Genomic DNA, 17,702 nt, shown 5'->3' on the forward strand with positions numbered 1-17,702 from the left:
CTCCCGGCAGATTCCCCCCCAGCGCTGCGCCCCGCATTTCTTACCCCCGCCTCAAGACAATTCCCCGTTCATCAAGAAGCAAGCGAAAAACACCGTGGCCGCCTATCATGTCGGCGAAAATTTTCTTCTCCGACGCGTGCGTGCCGAATTGACATCTGTGCGCCATGTCGCATGATGGCCGCTGTAACGGGGACACAGCCGGGGTACCGTGACCGAATCCGACATCACCTTGCGGCTCGCCGCCTGGCGCGAAGGCGACCGTGTCGCGCTCGAACCGGTGATGCCCGAACTTTACGGGCTGCTGCATCAGATCGCCGTGCAGCGCCTGCGCGGCGAATCGGACTCGGTCACGCTCGATCCGACCGACCTCGTCCATGAAGCGGTCGCACGCCTGTTCGGCGCGGGCAAGACCTTTGCCAGCCGCGCGCATTTCCTTGCGGTCAGCGCGCTGTACATGCGCTCGATCCTGGTCGACCGCGCGCGCGCGATCCTTGCCGGGCGCCGCGCCGGCCGGCTCGCGACAATCACCATCGGCAGCATCGCCGACTTGTCCGACGACACCGGAGCGATGGATGTCGTCGTGCTCGACGAGGCTCTGCGCAAGCTCGAAGCGATAGACGCTCGCGCGGCACAGGCGATGGAGCTGTCCGCATTCGCCGGCATGGAGCGCGGCGACATCGCGTTGGCCCTCGGCGTGTCGGTGCCGACGATCGACCGCGACTTGCGCTTCGCCCGCGCTTTCGTCAATCGTGCCTTGACCTGAACGCATGAGCGAGCTGCGCCGCCTGTTCGAACTCGTCTGCGACTTGCCTGCGCCGCAACGCGAGGCCGCGCTGCAGGCGGCCGGCGCCGATGCCGCGCTCGCCGCCGACGTGCTCGCCCTGCTCGACGCCGACGCGGCGACGCGCACGCGTTCACGCGCGCCGCTGAGCGCGATGATCCGCCAATTCAGCGCGACGGAACTGCAGCCCGGAGACGTGCTCGACGCTTGGCGCTTGGTGCGCGAGATCGGCCACGGCGGCATGGGCGCGGTGTATCTGGCCGAGCGCGCCGACGGCCACTTCACTCAGCAGGCGGCGATCAAGCTGATCCGCGGCGCGGCCCACGGCGACGTCGCGGCGCGCTTCGCACGCGAACGTCAGTTGCTCGCCAATCTGCAGCATCCGCAGATCGCGCGCCTGCTCGACGGTGGCGCGACGCCGGGCGGCGCGCCCTACCTGGTCATGGAATATGTCGACGGCGTTGCCCTCGATGCCTGGTGCGAGCGCACGAAGGCCTCGCTCGAAGCGCGTCTGCGTGTCTTCGTGTCCATCTGCGCAACGCTGCAGTTCGCGCACCAGCATCTGGTCGTGCATTGCGATCTCAAACCGTCGAATGTGCTCGTACGCGACGACGATACGCCGGTGCTGCTCGACTTCGGCATCGCGCGCGCGCTCGACCGCATCGAGGCCACCGCCGACGAACACAGCTATTTGACGCCGAGCTACGCGAGCCCCGAGCAGGCGCGCGCAGAAGCACCCACGGTCGCCTCCGACGTGTATGCGCTCGGCCTGCTGCTCTACCGTCTTGCGACCGACGCGACGCCGCCGGCGTACGACCCGGCGAACCCACAACCGATGCCTGCGCCGAGTGCGGCGACCGCGAACGTTCCGTGGCGATCGCGCCTGCGCGGCGATATCGACGCGATCTGCGCGCGCGCCTGCGCGCTCGACCCGGCGCGGCGCTATCCGTCCGCGCTCGCGCTGGCCGAAGACATCGAGCGCATCGCCGCGCACCGCCCGGTGCTCGCGCGCAAGCCCACGCTCGCCTATGTCGGCGCGCGCCTGTTGCGGCGATGTTGGCCGGCCTTTACCGTCGGCGCTTTGATGCTCGCCGTCGCGATCGGCTTCACCTGGCGCACGCTGCACGCGGAACGCGACGCGCGCGCGCAGGCGGCGACGGCGGAAAGCGCGCTCGATTTCGTCGGCTCGGTGTTCGCTTTGTCCAACCCGAAGACCAGCGGCCGCCACGACTTCAGCGCCCGCGAAGTGCTCGACCAGGGGGCACTGCGCATCGAACGCGATCTCGCCGCACAGCCGCGCGTGCGCGCGCGCCTGCTGGAAACGCTCGGCGAAGCGTATCGCGGCATCAACGAAGGCACCGCGGGCGCGCCGCTGCTCGAGAAGGCCGCCGCGCTCAATCTCGATCCGTCCGTCGCCGATCCGCTGGCGGCGGCGCGCGCCTTCGATGCGCTGAGCCGTGCCCTGCTCGACACGCGCCAATCGGCGGAGCGCGCGGAGGAAGCGGCCCACCGCGCCCTGCAACTGGTGCAAGAACATGCCGCCGACGATTCCGAACGCGTTGCCGCGGCGCTTGACACCTACGCCGCCGCTCTCATCGGCAACGACAAGCACGGTGAAGCGCGCAAGGTCGCGGAGCAGAGCCTGCAACTGCGCGAGCGTTCGGGAGCGGCGCCTCTGCTCGTAGCGCGCAGCCTGCACAACCTGAGTCAGGCCGCTCTGCATCAAGCCGATTTCCCCCAGGCGCATAAATTGTGCGCGCGCGAAATCGACCTCTACCGCAGCGCGGGCGCCACGCACACGGACGATTACCGCGCGGCGCTGGTCTGCGACAGCATCGCGCTTCACCGCAGCGGCGAGCAGGCACGCGCGACGGAAACGTCCAAAGAAGCCCTCGCCCTCGCGATCGAACTCTACGGCGAGGACAGTGCGACGGCGACCTCAAGCCGCCTGTCCCTGGTCCAGTTCCTGACCGATGCAGGGCAGTACGCGGACGCGCTCACCCTGGTCGATCAGGCCGTCGCCGCGCGTGCGCGCCTCGACGGCGAGCGCAGCGGCCGCTACGCCATGGCCCTGTCTTTCACGGGCTGGGTGCGGCACGAAATGGGCAGCTACACGGAAGCGCTGCCGCGCCTGCAACGTGCCGCCGCCATCTACGAGAAGTACGTGGCGAAATCGCCCAACGACACCACGCTGCAAACCCTGCGCGTCTATCTCGCCGCGAACCTGGTCGACATGGGCCAAACGAGCGCCGAAACGCGCAAACTGCTCGACAACGCCATCGCGGCGTGGACGGCCAGCGATCCGAAAACCATTCAATTGGCCTACACGCGGCTGCCGCTGGCGAAATGGCATGTGGCGAACAAGGAGTACGCCGAGGCCGCGCTTCTGCTCGACCAGCTCGATGCGCCGGAGGCCAAGACCAATTATTGGATACGTTCGCGCGCCGCGCAGTTGCGCGCGGACATCGCGCGCGTCAAGGGCGACGCGGCCGCCGCGCTGCGCTTCGACGAACTCGCCTATACGACCACACTCGGCGAAGTGGGCGCCACGCACCCGCATACGGCGCGCTATGGGCTGTTGTGGGCCCGCAGCCTCAGAGCGTCCGGCCAGGAGGACAAAGCCGACGCTCTGGAAAAGCCGCTGCGGCCGATCTTCGAGGCGGCATTCCCCGCGGACTCCGCGTTCCGCCGGGAATGACTCAGGACGCTGCGCTCAGTTCGCCCAATGCGATTCGCGGATAAAGTCCTTCGTCGCCGCGGCGAGCTTGGGATCCTGCATCGCCATGTGCAGCGTCGCCTGGACGAGACCGAGCTTGTTGCCGCAGTCGAAGCGCGTGCCCTCGAAGCGATAGGCCAGCACCGAACGTTCGCCGAGCAGAGCTTCGATCGCGTCGGTCAACTGGATTTCGCCGCCCGCGCCGGGCTCGGTTTTTTCGAGCAGCTCGAAAATGCGCGCCGGCAGCACATAGCGGCCGACGATCGCGAGATTCGACGGCGCCACATCGGGCTTCGGTTTCTCGACGACGAGGTTGATCTTCGCCGCGCGCTCGTTAATTGCGGTCGCATCGACGATGCCGTATCTGTCGGTCCGGTCGTGCGGCACTTCCTCGACCGCGATCACGCCCGCGCCGTTCTCACGCATCGACAGTTCGGACATCTGGCGCAGGCAGCCCTTGCCTGAGTTCCAGATCAGATCGTCGGCGAGGATCACGCCGAACGGTTCGTCACCGACGACCTGCTTGGCGCAAAGCACGGCATGGCCGAGACCGAGCGCTTCGGGCTGGGTGACGAAGATGCAGCGCACGTTCTTCGGCAAGGTGCCCTGCACGAGGGCGAGCAGTTCCTTCTTGCCCGACTGGGTCAGCTTGGCTTCGAGTTCGTAGGCCTTGTCAAAGTAGTCCGCGATCGCGTGCTTGTAGCGATTGGTGACGAAGATCAGCGTATCGGCACCCGCGTCGACGGCCTCGTCGACGGCGTACTGGATCAGCGGTCGGTCGAGCACGGGCAACATTTCCTTGGCGACGGTCTTCGTCGCCGGCAGGAAACGCGTGCCGAGGCCGGCCACGGGGAATACCACTTTGCGCATCGGTTTCGCCATTACAGCTCCTAAAGCAAAAATATTCGGCCACGGATTACACGGACAAACACGGATAAAGACTAAGCACGCTCTTCAATCAGATTTTATCCGCGTAATCCGTGGCAAAAAAGCTCTTCACGCTTGCCCGCGTGCGATCGGCACGATTTCGGCCTCGGTCTCGGGGCGGAAAGCGAATTCCGGCAGCAGGCTGGTCAGGCAGCGGCGCAGGGTGTCCTCGTCGTAGTCGCGCACGGCCTGCGCGGCGCGCGCGAGCTGGATATTGAGCAGGTCCCACGACATGCTGCGCGGCTGGGCAAGGAAAATCTTGGCGTGGCTGGTATCGACGTAGTTTTCCTGCGAATGGAACAGTTCCTCGAACAGTTTTTCGCCGGGACGCAAGCCGGTGTAGACGATATGCACGTCGCGGCCCGGCACCTTGTTGGCGAGGCGGATCATCTGTTCGGCGAGATAGCTGATCTTGACCGGCTCGCCCATGTCGAGCGCGAAGATCTCGCCGCCCTGCCCGAGCACGCTGGCCTGCAGAATCAACTGGCAGGCCTCGGGAATCGTCATGAAGTAACGCGTGATTTCCGGGTGCGTCACCGTCACCGGACCGCCGCCGCGGATCTGCTCGCGAAACAGCGGCACGACGCTACCGGCCGAATCGAGCACATTGCCGAAACGCACGGTGATAAAGCGCGTCGCCGAGCGCGCGGCCAGGTTCTGGCAGAAGATTTCCGCCGCGCGTTTGCACGCGCCCATGACGCTGGTCGGGTTGACCGCCTTGTCGGTCGAGATCAGCACGAAGCTGCCGACGCCGAAACGGTCGGCGGCCTGGGCCACGGCCTGCGTGCCGAGCACGTTGTTGCGGAACGCTTCGCGCACCTGCGTCTGCAGCAGCGGCACATGCTTGAACGCCGCGGCATGGAATACGATCTGCGGCCGCGCCTGGGCGAACACGCGCTCGCACACGGCTGCGTCGCCGCAGTCGCCGAGCACGGCGTTGAAAACGAGATCGGGGAATTCCTGTTTGAGTTCCTGTTCGATCTTGTACAGGTTGAATTCCGAAAGCTCGAGCACGGTCAGCGACTCGACGCCGAGGCGCGCGACCTGGCGGCACAGTTCCGAGCCGATCGAGCCGCCGCCGCCGGTGACGAGCACGCGCGCGCCGGACAGGCCGGTGCGGATCGCAGTCCAGTCGAGCTGCACCGGATCGCGGCCGAGCAAATCCTCGATCGCGACTTCCTTGAGTTCGTTGAACGCCATGCGGCCGGCGACGACGTCCTGCAGGCGCGGCACGGTGCGGAACGCGATGCCGGTCGTTTCGCACAGCTCGACGATGCGCTGCATCTGCGCGTTGCTCGCCGACGGCATCGCGATCAGCAGCATTTCGGCCGCGACTTCGCCGGCGAGATCGGGCAATTGTTCGAGGGTGCCGAGCACGGGCACACCATGCACCTTCGCGCCGCGTAGCTGCGCGTTGTCGTCGAGAATGCCGACCGGACGATAGCGGCGTTCCTGCGATAGCTCGCGGATCAGCGTCTCGCCCGCGCGCCCGGCGCCAAGCACGAGCACGCGCTTGGCCGGTATGCCGCGCGCGAAATCGAGCCGGCTGTCTTTCCAATATCGGTAGGCCAGGCGCGGCAAGCCGAGGAACAGCACGAGCACGGCCGGATAGATCACGAGCACCGCGCGCGGCACGGTGGAGAGGCGGTTGTAAAGAAACAGCGCCACCGCGATGCCGAGCGCACCGAGCACGCCGGCGCGCAGGATGTTCCATAGATCGGGCAGGCTGGCGAAGCGCCACAGCCCTTTGTAGAGCCCCGTCCACCAGAGGACGAGACCTTGCACGAAGACGACGATCGCTGCTTCAACAGCGAAGGCGACCTCGGGCACGGCGACCGGCTCCAGGCTGTAGCGCAGCCAGTTGGTCGCGATCCACGCCAGCCAGACCATCGCCAGGTCGTGCAGTACGACCGCCAGGCGCGGATGGATGGAAGCGATCAGACTGCGCGGACGCATGGGAACGGAAATCTCATTTTATATTTCTTGCTTTTTTGCATGGCTTGCCTGCTTCAGGCACCAGCGCTTGCCGGCGATCCATACGATCGCCGCGAGCAGGTAGACCGCGAGGGTCCAGGCAAAACCGGTGGACGGCGATGTCGGCGCCGCGCCGCGATTGACCGCATACAAGACCGGAACGACGACGCACAAGTTCCAGCCCATGTAGAAGGCGACCACGCGCGCATGCGAGAAGCCGCTGCGCACCAGCCACTGATACAGATGCTCGCGATGCGCACTATACCAGCGCCGGCCGCGCAGCATGCGCGAAAGCAAGGTGCAGGTCGCGTCGGCGACGAAGGCGGAACAGACGATCAAGCCGCTGAACGGCGAACCGTGGAAGGAAAGCGCCTGCAACACGACCGCGCCGGCGATCAACAATCCGAGCGCGCCGCTGCCGACGTCGCCCATGAACACACGGGCGCGCGGAAAATTGAACGGTAGAAAACCGACGACGGCCGCAGCGCCGAGCAGCAGAACCAGCCTGTTGTCACCCTGGACGAGCCAAGCGAGAGCGAGAAAAATGAAAATGGCTTGGCTCGCGAGCAAGCCGTTTATTCCGTCCATGAAGTTGTGCAGATTGACGAACCACACATTCGCGAGAACGAAAACGATCACGAGAACAGACGGGATCGCATAGTCCGCCGCCGTGAGGGTACGCGCTGCATGAACGCTGCCGCCGAACGGCTGCGCCGTCGACAAGAAGACGAGGAAGCGGAACAAATAGAAATACAAAACGACGACGGCAACCAGGTGCGCGGCCAGGCGCACGCGCGCGCTCAATCCGCGGTGATCGTCGATCCAGCCGACGGCGGCGACGATAGCCACCGCCGCGATGGCCGACTCGCCGAGGATGCGCATCTGGCCGTTGGCGGCGAGGATCGCGAGCGCGGCGAGAACCGCGGCGACGATGCCGATCCCGCCGCCGCGCGGCGTCGGCACGGAATGCGAGCGGCGCTGCCCCGGCATATCAAGCAGGCGGCGGCGATGCGCGTAGCGGATCGACAGCCACGTCGCGAAAGCGGAAAACGCCGCACAGGCAAGCACGAGAAAAAGGGCGGCCGTATCCGACACGTCTTCAGCCCGCGCTCTGCGTGCTTCTGCGGCTCCCGCCTTCGCAGGAAGAATCTCGCCGCAGGCCGAGCGCGTACTCTGCGCCCACGCCCTACTCGCCCGCGACGCCGTGGATCGGCCTCACCGAACCCCAGGTCTTGCAGCTCGGGCATTGCCAATGATGCGACTTGGCGCCGAAGCCGCAGCGCGTGCAGCGATAAGCGGCCTGGCCCTCGAGCAGGCGGCGCGTGAGATCCTGCAGCACGAGCAGATTGTCGCGCGCCGCGCCCTCGGAACGGTGCAGGTCGGTCACGATCAGAGTCATCAGGCCGCGCACCGACGGACGCTGACGCAGTTGGCGCGTAAGGAATTCGATTGCGATCGGCTCGCCGCGCGTACTCGCAAACAGCTTGGCTAGCGCGATCACCGGCGCGACGCCGTGCGAACGGTCGATATTGTCGAGCAGGAATTTCTCCGCGCGCTGCATCTGGCCGAGGCGCGCATAGCAGTCGAGCAACTGCGGCAGGATCTCGGGCACGAAGTCGACGTCGAGCGTGGCGACGCGCTCGAACGCGACTGTGGCGGCCTTGACGTTGCCTTCCTGCAGTTCGAGATGGCCGAGCACGATCTGCGCGCGCACGCTCTCCGGCTGGCTCTGCAGCGCTTGGTCGAGCCACTTGCGCGCATCGGCGAATTGCTTCGCTCCACGCGCGGTCTCGGCGAGTTCGCAATAGAACTGCGCGATCGTCGCGCCCTGCGACTCGCCGGTGATCTTCTCCATGCGCCGCGCGTGCTCGATCGCCTTCTCCCAGTCCTTCTCGTGCTGGTAGATGCCGATCAGATGCCGGAGCGCCGATGGCGCCTGGGCGTCCATCGCAACGAGGTCGGTGAACAAGGTCTCGGCGCGGTCGAGCAGACCTGCGCGCATGTAGTCCTCGCCGAGTTCGAGCAATGCGATGGTCTTTTCTTCATCGGAAAGATTCGGCCGCGCAATCAGATGCTGGTGCACGCGGATGGCACGGTCGACTTCGCCGCGACGGCGGAACAGGTTGCCGAGCGCAAGATGCGTTTCGACCGTGTCTCGGTTGAACTCGGCGAGCTGCAGGAACACCTCGATCGCCTTGTCGGGCTGCTCATTGAGCAGGTAGTTCAGGCCGCGGAAGTAGCTCGACGACAGTTCGGAGACGCGCGCATGGCGGCGGCGCTCGCCGCTGCGTTTGCTCAGGTACCAGCCCGACGCGGCCGCGACCGGCAACAGGGCGGCGCAGACCAGGGCGAGAATATAGGCGGTTTGCATCAGCGATTGAGCTCGGAATCCGTCGGCGAGAGGTTCGATCCGGCAGCGGCGGAATCAGTCCGCGCGAGTGCGCGCTCCTGCGCACGCAGACGTCCGCGCAAGCGCAGCACGAGGCCGAAATACACCAGCGCTCCGCCGAGCAGCCAGCCGAGCAGCACGGCGGCGATCAGCATCGCGCCCTTCGGCACGGACCATGTGGCGAAGTAGAAATCGTAAGCGACGGTCTCGCTGTTGAGCGCGCCGAAAATCGCGCCGGCGGCGGCGAAAGCGAGAACGAGCAGGACCAGGATCAGACGCATGCGGATGCGGGAAAGCCACGACGTCGGCGATTATCGCAGATCGCGCAAGGGCCGGGTCGGGTTCGATGCCCGACGCGAAGGATTGAAAAACTCGTTACTTTGCGGAAAGCGCGGAGAGCCGTGCCAAAGCGGACTTAGTCTTGCGTGCCGTTCACGCGCTCGCGCAGTTCTTTGCCGGGCTTGAAATGCGGCACGTGCTTGCCGGGCAGCGCGACCGGGGCACCGGTCTTCGGATTGCGGCCCATGCGCGGCGGGCGGAAATGCAGGGAGAAGCTGCCGAAGCCACGAATTTCGATGCGCTCGCCGTGAGCCAGAGCCTGGCTCGCCTGTTCGAGTACGTTTTTCACCGCCAGCTCGACGTCGTTGAAAGCCAAGTGACTCTGCCGCCCAGCCAATGCTTCGATCAACTCCGACTTGGTCATGATTTCTCCCCCCGATAAAAACACTACGGCCACGGATCACACGAATAAGCACGGATAGAGCGAACGTTCCTGATCCGTGCCTATCCGTGTAATCCGTGGCCTGTTTTTCCGCTCTACCCGGCATGACGCCGGGTAGAGCCTTGTGCAAAATCAGCCCTTGTTGCCGAGCTGTTCTTTGAGCAACGCGCCGAGCTTGGTCGTGCCGCCGGCAGCGCTCTGGTACTCCTCGAGCGCCGACGCCAGTTCGGCCTCGTCCTTCGCGCGGATCGACAGCTGCAGCATGCGGCCCTTGCGGTCCATGCCGGTGTACTTGGCTTCGACCTGGTCGCCGACCTTGAGGTGCTGGGTCGCGTCGTCGATGCGTTCCTTGGCGATGTCGTTCGCACGCAGGTAGCCTTCAACGCCGTCGGCGAGTTCGATCGTGGCGCCCTTGGCGTCAACTTCCTTCACAGTGCCGGTGACGATGCTGCCGCGCGGATGCGCCGCCATGAACTGACCGAACGGATCCTGCTCAAGCTGCTTGATGCCGAGCGAGATGCGCTCGCGCTCCGGATCGACCGCGAGAACGACGGCTTCGACCGTGTCGCCCTTCTTGAACTGGCGCACGAGGTCTTCGCCGGTCGCCTGCCAGGAGATGTCGGACAGGTGAACGAGACCGTCGATGCCGCCGTCGAGACCGATGAAGATGCCGAAGTCGGTGATCGACTTGATCTGACCCGAGACCTTGTCGTTCTTCTTGTGGATCGCGGCGAACGCTTCCCACGGATTCGACTGGGTCTGCTTCATGCCGAGCGAGATGCGGCGACGCTCTTCGTCCACGTCCAGCACCATGACCTCGACCTCGTCGCCGACCTGGACCAGCTTGGCCGGATTGACGTTCTTGTTGGTCCAGTCCATTTCCGAAACGTGCACGAGGCCTTCGACGCCCGGCTCGAGCTCGACGAAGCAACCGTAATCGGTGACGTTCGAGACCTTGCCGAACAGGCGCGTGCCGGTCGGATAACGACGGCTGATCGCAACCCACGGATCTTCGCCGAGCTGCTTGAGGCCGAGCGAGACGCGGTTGCGCTCGCGGTCGAAGCGCAGCACGCGCACTTCGAGTTCGTCGCCGACGTTGACGACTTCGCTCGGATGACGCACGCGCTTCCACGCCATGTCGGTGATGTGCAGCAGGCCGTCGATGCCGCCGAGGTCGACGAACGCGCCGTAGTCGGTGAGGTTCTTGACGACGCCCTTGACGACCGCGCCTTCCTGCAGGCGCTCGAGCATCTGCTCGCGCTCCTCGGAGTGCTCGCTCTCGACGACTGCACGGCGCGAGACGACCACGTTGTTGCGCTTGCGGTCGAGCTTGATGATCTTGAATTCGAGATCCTTGCCTTCGATGAAGACCGGATCGCGCACCGGACGCACGTCGACGAGCGATCCCGGCAGGAATGCGCGCACGTCTTTGATGTCCACGGTGAAGCCGCCCTTGACCTTGCCCGATACGCGGCCGGTCACGGTGGCATTGGCCTTCTGCGCTTCTTCCAACTCGTCCCACACCATGGAACGCTTGGCTTTTTCGCGCGACAGTCGGGTTTCGCCGAAACCATCTTCGATCGCATCGAGTGCGACCTTCACTTCGTCGCCGACTTGCACTTCCAACTCGCCCGCTTCATTGCGGAATTGTTCGATCGGCACGATGCCTTCGGACTTCAATCCCGCATTGACGACGACGACGTCATTGCGAATTTCGACGACGATGCCCGAGACGATGACGCCAGGCTTCAATTTGGCCAGCGATTGCTGGCTCTGTTCAAACAGTTCGGCAAAACTTTCAGTCATTTTGATTCTCTAGTTGATATACAGATCGCCCGCGGTTGGCTATTCGGCGCGATCCACCGGTTGTGGCACGTGAGGCTCTCGCCTTGCGTACCGTTGCAATTCCCCGCCGCGAACGGCGAGGGCCAAAAAGCATTTTCGCCACGGATTACACGGATTGGCACAGATAAATCCGAAGATTTTCAATCCGTGCTAATCCGTGTAATCCGTGGCCAAAACGCTCTGCTTGTTCTTTAGACCTAAGAGCGGACCAGCTCCAGCACCTTGGCGACGACGGTGTCGATCGACATTCCGGTCGAATCGACGAGAACGGCATCCGCAGCCGGCTTCAGCGGCGCCACTGCGCGCTCGGCATCGCGTACGTCGCGTGCCTCGATTTCGCGCAAAAGGGTTCCTAGTGTAACGTTCAAACCCTTTTCTTTCAACTGTTTATAGCGCCTTTTCGCGCGTTCCTCGGCGCTCGCGGTCAGGAATACCTTGTGCCCGGCGTCGGGGAAGATGACCGTGCCCATATCGCGGCCGTCGGCGACGAGGCCCGGATTCCTGCGGAACGAACGCTGTTTCTCGAACAGCGCCGCCCGCACCGCCGGGATCGCCGCGATCGCCGAAGCCGCCGCGCCGCAGGTTTCCGTGCGAATTTCCGCAGTCGCATCGAGGCCGTTGACGATCACCCGCGTCTCGCCGCCGTCCTTGGGATCGCGGAACGATATCTTCGTCGTTTCGGCGCAGCGCGTGACCGCTTCGGCGTCGGACAGATCGAGCCCGGCCAGGCTCGCCGCAAAGCCCACGGCGCGGTACAGCGCGCCCGAATCGAGCAGATGCCAGCCTAGCGCCGCGGCGACGTGCGCGCTGATTGTCCCCTTGCCTGAGCCCGAGGGACCGTCGATCGTCAGCACGGGAACGAGCTTCTCGGATTGCGCAGTGGGCATGGCTTGGCGGCAGTGGAAGACGCGGCATTCTAGCCGAGTGCGCGGTGGATGCCGAGAATGGCTGACTCGGGTCTCAACGCGGAAACGCGTTGCTGTAAGGAATTCCCTTTCAATCGGTCGAATAATCGACACCATGACGCTGCCCGCCGAGTCGAGACGGTTCGGCGGAGAGAGAGAGAGAGAGAAATCCCCATGAGAATCGGCAAACTTTCCGATATCCGCGCCGGCGAAATCACGCCGGAATCGATTTACCAGCGCCGCCGCGACGCGTTGAAAATGCTCGGCCTCGGCGCGATCGGCCTGGTCGCCGGCTGCAGTGCCGGGAACGCACCGAGCACGGGGGCCGGCACGGCGACGGCAGAGCCGAATCCCGACGAGAAACCGCTTGCGATCACCAAGAAGGACGAATACGTCGTGTCCGACCCACAGACCAGCTATAAGGACGCGACGCACTACAACAACTATTACGAATTTGGCACGGATAAAAGCGATCCGGCACGTACCTCGGGCCAGTTCAAGCCGCAGCCCTGGAGCGTCGAAATCGCCGGCCACGCCGAAGTCGTCGGCAAGTTCACCCTCGAAGACATCCTCAAGCCACACGCGCTCGAAGAACGCGTCTATCGCCACCGCTGCGTCGAGGGCTGGTCAATGGTGATTCCGTGGAGCGGTATCGCGCTCGGCGACCTGCTCAAGCGGTTCAAGCCGACCGCTCAGGCGAAATACGTCGCCTTCACGACCGTGCAGCGCCCTGCGGAAATGCCCGGCCTTGCCCGCGACGTGCTCGACTGGCCTTACCGCGAAGGGCTGCGTATCGACGAAGCCATGCACCCGCTCGCCTTTCTCGCGGTCGGGTTATACGGCCGCGCGCTGCCGAACCAGAACGGAGCGCCGCTGCGCCTGATCGTGCCGTGGAAATACGGCTTCAAGGGCGCGAAGTCCATCGTCAAAATCGAGTTCCTCGAAAACATGCCGCGTACGACCTGGAATCTCGCCGCGCCGAACGAATACGGCTTCTACTCGAACGTCAATCCGGCCGTCGACCATCCGCGCTGGAGCCAGCGCACCGAGCGGCGCATCGCCGGCGACGGCTTCAGCGTATTCGGCAATCGCATCGAGACCAAGCCGTTCAACGGCTACGCCGACCAAGTCGCAAGCCTGTACGCCGGCATGGATCTGCGCAAAGATTTTTGACCTTCTTCCAATGCGTCGAAGCCGAAGCAGTGCAACTTGGAGGCGCCGATATCTGGGCGCCTCTTCGACTTCGCCTCATTCGCATCGCGCACGAAACGCAAGGAATCCGGACACCGAGCGCCCATGACTTTATTCCGCGACCGAATCGCCGCCAGCAAGCCGCTGCTCTTCTTGCTCTGCCTGGTGCCGCTTGTCCTGCTCGGCAGCGACACGCTGCGCAACGCACTCGGCCCCGACCCGGTGGCTCAGCTTGAGCACGCCACCGGCCTCTGGGCGCTGCGCCTGCTGCTCGCGACGCTTGCGGTGACGCCGTTGCGGCGCCTTACCGGCTGGCACAAGCTCGTGCGTTATCGGCGCATGCTCGGCCTGTTCGCGTTCTTCTACGCGAGCGTGCATCTCGCCGTCTATTTGTTCGTCGATCTCGGCGGCTATTGGGCCGACATCTTCGCGCAGATCGCGAAGAAGCCCTACGTCACCGTTGGTTTTCTCGCCTGGCTGCTGCTGATCCCGCTCGCTTTCACCTCGACGCAGAAGATGATGCGCCGTCTCGGCCGGCGCTGGCAGACCCTGCACCGGCTCGTCTATGCGACCGCCCTGCTCGCCTGTCTGCACTTCCTCTGGCTGGTCAAGGCCGACAAGCGCGAACCGCTGATCTACTTCGCCGCGTTCGCCGTGCTGATGCTCTGGCGCCTGCCGTGGGCGCAGCGGCTCAGTTCGACGGGCAGGCGCCCTTCCCGCTTGCCGCATAGTCCTGCGCCGCGGACGCAATCCGACTAGCGATCGCCGCCAGCGCATGCCGATGCGCTTGCACGAGTTCGGCGTAGCCCTGCGCCGCGGTTTCGCGTGCGCTGCTCGCGCAGACCAGGGCCGAGGACTTGCCGTCGTCCATGCGCAGACTCCACACCGCATCGATCGCGGCGTAGTCGCCCGGCGCGGAGTCGAAACGGCGCAGATCGATCTTGACGTTCAACACATTCGCGCCGACGGGGCGCGGCTGGCCGGCAACGTCGGTCGTCGCCAGTTCGCGCGACAGGTCGGCGGACAGCGCGGCGCGCGCTTCGTCGGCGAGCGGCGCGATCCAGCGTTCCTGTTCGAGCGGCAGCACGCCGCCGCCATCACGCACGACGAGCTGCGGACGATCGACCTGCGGGGGTATGCCGACCGGCTGCAGATCGATCAGGAACTTCGCCTGCGGTGCCGATGCGGTTCCGGCAGGCGGCGTGCCGAGCAGGCTGTGATAGCGCGTCGGCGCCGTGCTGACGCAGGCACTGAGCAATAGAGCAGCGACCGCGAGCGCCGGGCGCATGCAGATGTCGAGGCGCGGGATCATGGCGGGTTTCCTTTACTGTTCTTTTCGGGCGCGTCGCGCAGTGCGGGATCGACCGGTTTGCCGCGCAGCAACGACTCCGGATGCACGCCGAGGTAGTCGGTCAGCGCACGCAGCGAGCGTGCGGCGCGCTGCATTTCCGCGAGCGTCTGCGCGAGACTCTGCTGCATCGGCGAGTTCGCCGACACCGCCTGCTGAGCGCTGCCGAGCGTGCCCTGCGCACCGGCCAGAGTCGCATTGAACTGCGGCAAGGTTGAGTCGTTGACCTGGCGCAGCGTCTTGTCGAGTTGGACGATCGTGCTGTCGAGATGCTTGCCGATCGACTCGAACGGGATCTTGCCGAGCTTCTCGACGATGCCGGTCATCTGTTCCTGCAACTGATCGAAACTGCCAGGCACGGTCGGCATCTGCACCGGCCGCGCGCTCGCGTCGAACTCGGTCTTCGGCGCATTCGGCATAAAGTCGAGCGCGATGTACAACTGCCCGGTCAGCAGATTGCCGACGCGTGCCTGCGCGCGCAGGCCGTGCGCGATCAGCGGCTTGACGAAGGCGGCCATGCGCGTGTTCTTGTCGCTCTCGTCCTTGCCGAGCTGGGCGATCTTTTCGCCTGCGCGTCCGAAGCGCTGCGGATAGATCACCACGCCGACGATCAACGGGAAACTCTGCTTGTCCGCCTCGTAGTCGAGATCGATCGACACGACGCGGCCGACGACGATGCCGCGGAAATCGACCTGTGCGCCGACACCGAGTCCGCGCAAGGACTGCTCGAAGCGCATCTGCAGATATTCGGGCTCGCCGTCCGGCGGCGCCATCGCAGTCTGCAGATCGTCGAACAGGACGAATTCCGCGTCTTCCGCCGCAGGCGTCGCGTCGCGCGGACCGGGCGGCGACTGAAACGCAACGCCGCCGGCGATGACGGTCGCGAGCGATTGCGTGCTGAGCTTGAGTCCGCTCGCATCGAGGTTCAGATCGACGCCGCTTGCGTTCCAGAAGCGCGAGGACACGGTCACGTAGCGGTCGTAAGGGGCATCGACGAACACGTCCACCTTCATCTGCTTGCCGTCCTTGTCGAGCTCGTAGGACACCACGCGACCGACCTGGATGCGCCGGTAGTACACCGGCGAACCGATGTCGAGCGAGCCGATGTCGGCCGCGCGCAAGACGAAGCGCCTGCCCGGCGAGCCGTGGATGACCGCGGGCGGCCGCTCCAGTCCGATGAAACTCTTGCTGACGTCGCTCGAAACACCGACATCGGCGCCGATATAAGCACCCGAGAGCAAGGTGCCGATGCCGGTCACGCCGGTAGTGCCAAAGCGCGGACGCACGACCCAGAAACGCGAATCGGTCGTGGCGAAGCTCGACGCGGCCTTGTCGAGTTTCACTCGCGCGATAATGTGCGTGCGATCCTTGGCGAGGCGGATCGAATCGACCAGGCCGATGACGACGTCCTTGTACTTGACCTGGGTCTTGCCGGCTTCAAGACCTTCCGCGGTGATAAACGAAATCTCGACCGACGGCCCTTCCGAAGCCCAGTTGTGCGCCACCATGCCGATGCCGATCAGGGCGGCGACGACAGGCACGAGCCAGATCAGGCCAACGTTCCAGCGCGGTCTGCGCACTACGGGCACGGGCGGCACCGGCGATGGAGGGGCATCCGTGGGGCGGTTCTGTTCGCTCATCCTGGGCTACTCGCTGCCATCGGCATCATCCCAAATCAGACGTGGATCGAAACTCATCGCGGCACACATCGTCAGCACGACGACGAGACCGAAGAAGACGATGCCGAGCCGCGGTTCGGCGGTACCGAGCAGGTGGAACTGCACGAGCGCCGAAACGAGCGCGACGACGACCACGTCGAGCATCGACCAGTAGCCTATCAGCTCGACGAAGCGGTACAAGCGCGCGCGCTGCTGCCGCGCCCAGGTGCTGCGCCGCTGCACGGTGACGAGCAGCGTGCCGAGCACGAGGAACTTGGTCGACGGCACCGCCACGCTGGCGATAAAGATCAGCAAAGCGATGTCCCACGAGCCGGACTTCCAGAATTCGACCACGCCGTGCAGGATCGTGCTCGCCTCGCCGCGACCGAGCATGCTCGTATACATCACCGGCAGGACGTTCGACGGAATATAGAGAATCAGCGCGGCGATCAGAAACGCCCAGGTGCGCGCCAGCGAATCGGGCTTGCGCCGGTGCAGAGGCGAACCGCAGCGCGGGCAGCGCGGCAGATCCGCGGAGCATGCCGAGCCGCAGGTATGGCAGCCGACGATGCCGAGTTCGTGCGCACGCGGCGCGAGCGCGGTCATGTACCCCACTCCACGTCGGTATCACCGGACAGGCGCCCCCACAGAATGCGCACGTCGCGCTTCGCGATCACCGTGACCAGCACGGTCAGCACGACGGTCGCATAAGTACCGGGACCCGCGATCACGTTCAGCATGCCCGAGAGTTTGACGATCGCGACGAGGACGCCGAGCAGGAACACCTCGGTCATGCTCCACGGCCGGATGTGATGCAGAACGCGCATGGCGAAACCGAATCCCGGCGCGCGCCGGCCGGCACGTGCGAACAGCAGCACCCAGCCGAGCAGGACGATCTGCAGCAGGGGCACGAGAAACAGCGTCGCCGCTGCGACGAGGCCGACGATCAGCGCCGAGCCCTGCGACAAAGCCGAGATCGCCTGCAGCAGATTCGCCTCGTTGTGCATGCCGCCGACCGTGATGCGGATCACCGGCGAGACGTTGGCGATCACGAAAACGATCGCCGCGGTCAGCGTCAGCGCAAGCAGATGGTCGATGTCGAGCCGGCTCGCACGATAGAGCACGGCGCGGCAGCGTCCGCAACGCGCGACCTCGTCGTGGTCGAGATCGTGCTTGCGATAAACCGAATCGCAGTGTTCGCAAACGACGAGGGCGGGATAGAGCGTCATGATCGGCGGCGCGCCCCA

16 protein-coding genes are annotated in these 17,702 nt (G+C 65.1%); 4 read left to right on the forward strand and 12 right to left on the reverse strand.

Annotated elements, in window-relative coordinates:
• The first annotated feature begins 208 nt into the window (after window positions 1-208).
• Together FFS30_RS19765 and FFS30_RS19770 are read left to right on the forward strand one after the other, a co-directional pair.
• On the forward strand, window positions 209-763 hold the full coding sequence (locus tag FFS30_RS19765; protein ID WP_137914934.1) for an ECF-type sigma factor: 555 nt from the start codon (window positions 209-211) through the stop codon (window positions 761-763).
• 4 nt (window positions 764-767) lie between these two features.
• On the forward strand, window positions 768-3,479 hold the full coding sequence (locus FFS30_RS19770; RefSeq protein ID WP_137914935.1) for a protein kinase: 2,712 nt from the start codon (window positions 768-770) through the stop codon (window positions 3,477-3,479).
• Window positions 3,480-3,494: 15 nt separating this feature from the next.
• On the opposite strand, the gene galU is transcribed toward FFS30_RS19770, so the two are convergent.
• The 8 genes from galU to cmk form a co-directional block, all read right to left on the reverse strand.
• Window positions 3,495-4,379: a UTP--glucose-1-phosphate uridylyltransferase GalU gene (gene galU, locus FFS30_RS19775; protein WP_137914936.1), complete on the reverse strand. Its 885-nt coding sequence runs from the start codon at window positions 4,377-4,379 to the stop codon at window positions 3,495-3,497.
• 114 nt (window positions 4,380-4,493) lie between these two features.
• On the reverse strand, window positions 4,494-6,380 hold the full coding sequence (locus tag FFS30_RS19780; RefSeq protein WP_137914937.1) for a nucleoside-diphosphate sugar epimerase/dehydratase: 1,887 nt from the start codon (window positions 6,378-6,380) through the stop codon (window positions 4,494-4,496).
• An 18-nt stretch (window positions 6,381-6,398) separates the two neighbouring features.
• Window positions 6,399-7,493, reverse strand: coding sequence for a glycosyltransferase family 4 protein (locus FFS30_RS19785; RefSeq protein ID WP_249352562.1), 1,095 nt, complete (start codon window positions 7,491-7,493; stop codon window positions 6,399-6,401).
• 91 nt (window positions 7,494-7,584) lie between these two features.
• Window positions 7,585-8,769, reverse strand: coding sequence for a lipopolysaccharide assembly protein LapB (gene lapB, locus FFS30_RS19790; protein WP_137914938.1), 1,185 nt, complete (start codon window positions 8,767-8,769; stop codon window positions 7,585-7,587).
• Entirely contained in the window at window positions 8,769-9,068 is a 300-nt protein-coding gene (locus FFS30_RS19795) for a lipopolysaccharide assembly protein LapA domain-containing protein (RefSeq protein WP_137914939.1), read from the reverse strand. Before FFS30_RS19795 ends, lapB begins: the two co-directional genes overlap by 1 nt.
• A gap of 134 nt (window positions 9,069-9,202) precedes the next feature.
• A complete protein-coding gene (locus FFS30_RS19800; RefSeq protein WP_137914940.1) occupies window positions 9,203-9,490 on the reverse strand; it encodes an integration host factor subunit beta in 288 nt (95 codons plus the stop codon).
• A gap of 150 nt (window positions 9,491-9,640) precedes the next feature.
• A complete protein-coding gene (gene rpsA / locus FFS30_RS19805; RefSeq protein ID WP_137914941.1) occupies window positions 9,641-11,314 on the reverse strand; it encodes a 30S ribosomal protein S1 in 1,674 nt (557 codons plus the stop codon).
• A 236-nt stretch (window positions 11,315-11,550) separates the two neighbouring features.
• A complete protein-coding gene (gene cmk, locus FFS30_RS19810; RefSeq protein ID WP_137914942.1) occupies window positions 11,551-12,240 on the reverse strand; it encodes a (d)CMP kinase in 690 nt (229 codons plus the stop codon).
• A 192-nt stretch (window positions 12,241-12,432) separates the two neighbouring features.
• Between cmk and msrP the strand changes: the two genes are divergently transcribed.
• A complete protein-coding gene (msrP, locus tag FFS30_RS19815; RefSeq protein ID WP_137914943.1) occupies window positions 12,433-13,431 on the forward strand; it encodes a protein-methionine-sulfoxide reductase catalytic subunit MsrP in 999 nt (332 codons plus the stop codon).
• 123 nt (window positions 13,432-13,554) lie between these two features.
• Window positions 13,555-14,208, forward strand: coding sequence for a protein-methionine-sulfoxide reductase heme-binding subunit MsrQ (locus tag FFS30_RS19820; protein ID WP_137914944.1), 654 nt, complete (start codon window positions 13,555-13,557; stop codon window positions 14,206-14,208).
• Here the strand turns inward: FFS30_RS19820 and FFS30_RS19825 are convergent.
• Genes FFS30_RS19825 through FFS30_RS19840 form a run of 4 tightly spaced genes read right to left on the reverse strand, consistent with a single transcriptional unit; the run spans window position 14,141 to window position 17,684 of the window.
• Window positions 14,141-14,761 carry a PqiC family protein gene (locus FFS30_RS19825; protein ID WP_249352563.1) on the reverse strand — a complete coding sequence of 207 codons (621 nt, stop codon included), beginning with the start codon at window positions 14,759-14,761 and terminating at the stop codon, window positions 14,141-14,143. The two genes, FFS30_RS19820 and FFS30_RS19825, sit on opposite strands and share 68 nt — an antisense overlap.
• Window positions 14,758-16,437, reverse strand: a complete 1,680-nt coding sequence (locus FFS30_RS19830) for an MlaD family protein (protein ID WP_137914945.1) — start codon at window positions 16,435-16,437, stop codon at window positions 14,758-14,760. The genes FFS30_RS19825 and FFS30_RS19830 overlap by 4 nt, the downstream gene beginning before the upstream one ends.
• Before the next feature lie 6 nt (window positions 16,438-16,443).
• On the reverse strand, window positions 16,444-17,061 hold the full coding sequence (locus FFS30_RS19835) for a paraquat-inducible protein A (RefSeq protein ID WP_137914946.1): 618 nt from the start codon (window positions 17,059-17,061) through the stop codon (window positions 16,444-16,446).
• On the reverse strand, window positions 17,058-17,684 hold the full coding sequence (locus tag FFS30_RS19840; RefSeq protein WP_137914947.1) for a paraquat-inducible protein A: 627 nt from the start codon (window positions 17,682-17,684) through the stop codon (window positions 17,058-17,060). The genes FFS30_RS19835 and FFS30_RS19840 overlap by 4 nt, the downstream gene beginning before the upstream one ends.
• Window positions 17,685-17,702 lie beyond the last annotated feature (18 nt).

It is taken from the genome of Rudaea sp. 3F27F6, from assembly GCF_005503555.1.
Lineage (GTDB): Bacteria > Pseudomonadota > Gammaproteobacteria > Xanthomonadales > Rhodanobacteraceae > Rudaea.

Coding starts and splice junctions, on each gene's coding strand:
- FFS30_RS19800 (WP_137914940.1), bottom strand. CDS start 9,490: ATGACCAAGTCGGAGTTGATCGAAGCATTGGCTGGGCGGCAGAGTCAC.
- cmk (WP_137914942.1), bottom strand. CDS start 12,240: ATGCCCACTGCGCAATCCGAGAAGCTCGTTCCCGTGCTGACGATCGAC.
- rpsA (WP_137914941.1), bottom strand. CDS start 11,314: ATGACTGAAAGTTTTGCCGAACTGTTTGAACAGAGCCAGCAATCGCTG.
- galU (WP_137914936.1), bottom strand. CDS start 4,379: ATGGCGAAACCGATGCGCAAAGTGGTATTCCCCGTGGCCGGCCTCGGC.
- msrP (WP_137914943.1), top strand. CDS start 12,433: ATGAGAATCGGCAAACTTTCCGATATCCGCGCCGGCGAAATCACGCCG.
- FFS30_RS19795 (WP_137914939.1), bottom strand. CDS start 9,068: ATGCGTCTGATCCTGGTCCTGCTCGTTCTCGCTTTCGCCGCCGCCGGC.
- lapB (WP_137914938.1), bottom strand. CDS start 8,769: ATGCAAACCGCCTATATTCTCGCCCTGGTCTGCGCCGCCCTGTTGCCG.
- FFS30_RS19840 (WP_137914947.1), bottom strand. CDS start 17,684: ATGACGCTCTATCCCGCCCTCGTCGTTTGCGAACACTGCGATTCGGTT.
- FFS30_RS19830 (WP_137914945.1), bottom strand. CDS start 16,437: ATGAGCGAACAGAACCGCCCCACGGATGCCCCTCCATCGCCGGTGCCG.
- FFS30_RS19770 (WP_137914935.1), top strand. CDS start 768: ATGAGCGAGCTGCGCCGCCTGTTCGAACTCGTCTGCGACTTGCCTGCG.
- FFS30_RS19835 (WP_137914946.1), bottom strand. CDS start 17,061: ATGACCGCGCTCGCGCCGCGTGCGCACGAACTCGGCATCGTCGGCTGC.
- FFS30_RS19825 (WP_249352563.1), bottom strand. CDS start 14,761: ATGATCCCGCGCCTCGACATCTGCATGCGCCCGGCGCTCGCGGTCGCT.
- FFS30_RS19820 (WP_137914944.1), top strand. CDS start 13,555: ATGACTTTATTCCGCGACCGAATCGCCGCCAGCAAGCCGCTGCTCTTC.
- FFS30_RS19780 (WP_137914937.1), bottom strand. CDS start 6,380: ATGCGTCCGCGCAGTCTGATCGCTTCCATCCATCCGCGCCTGGCGGTC.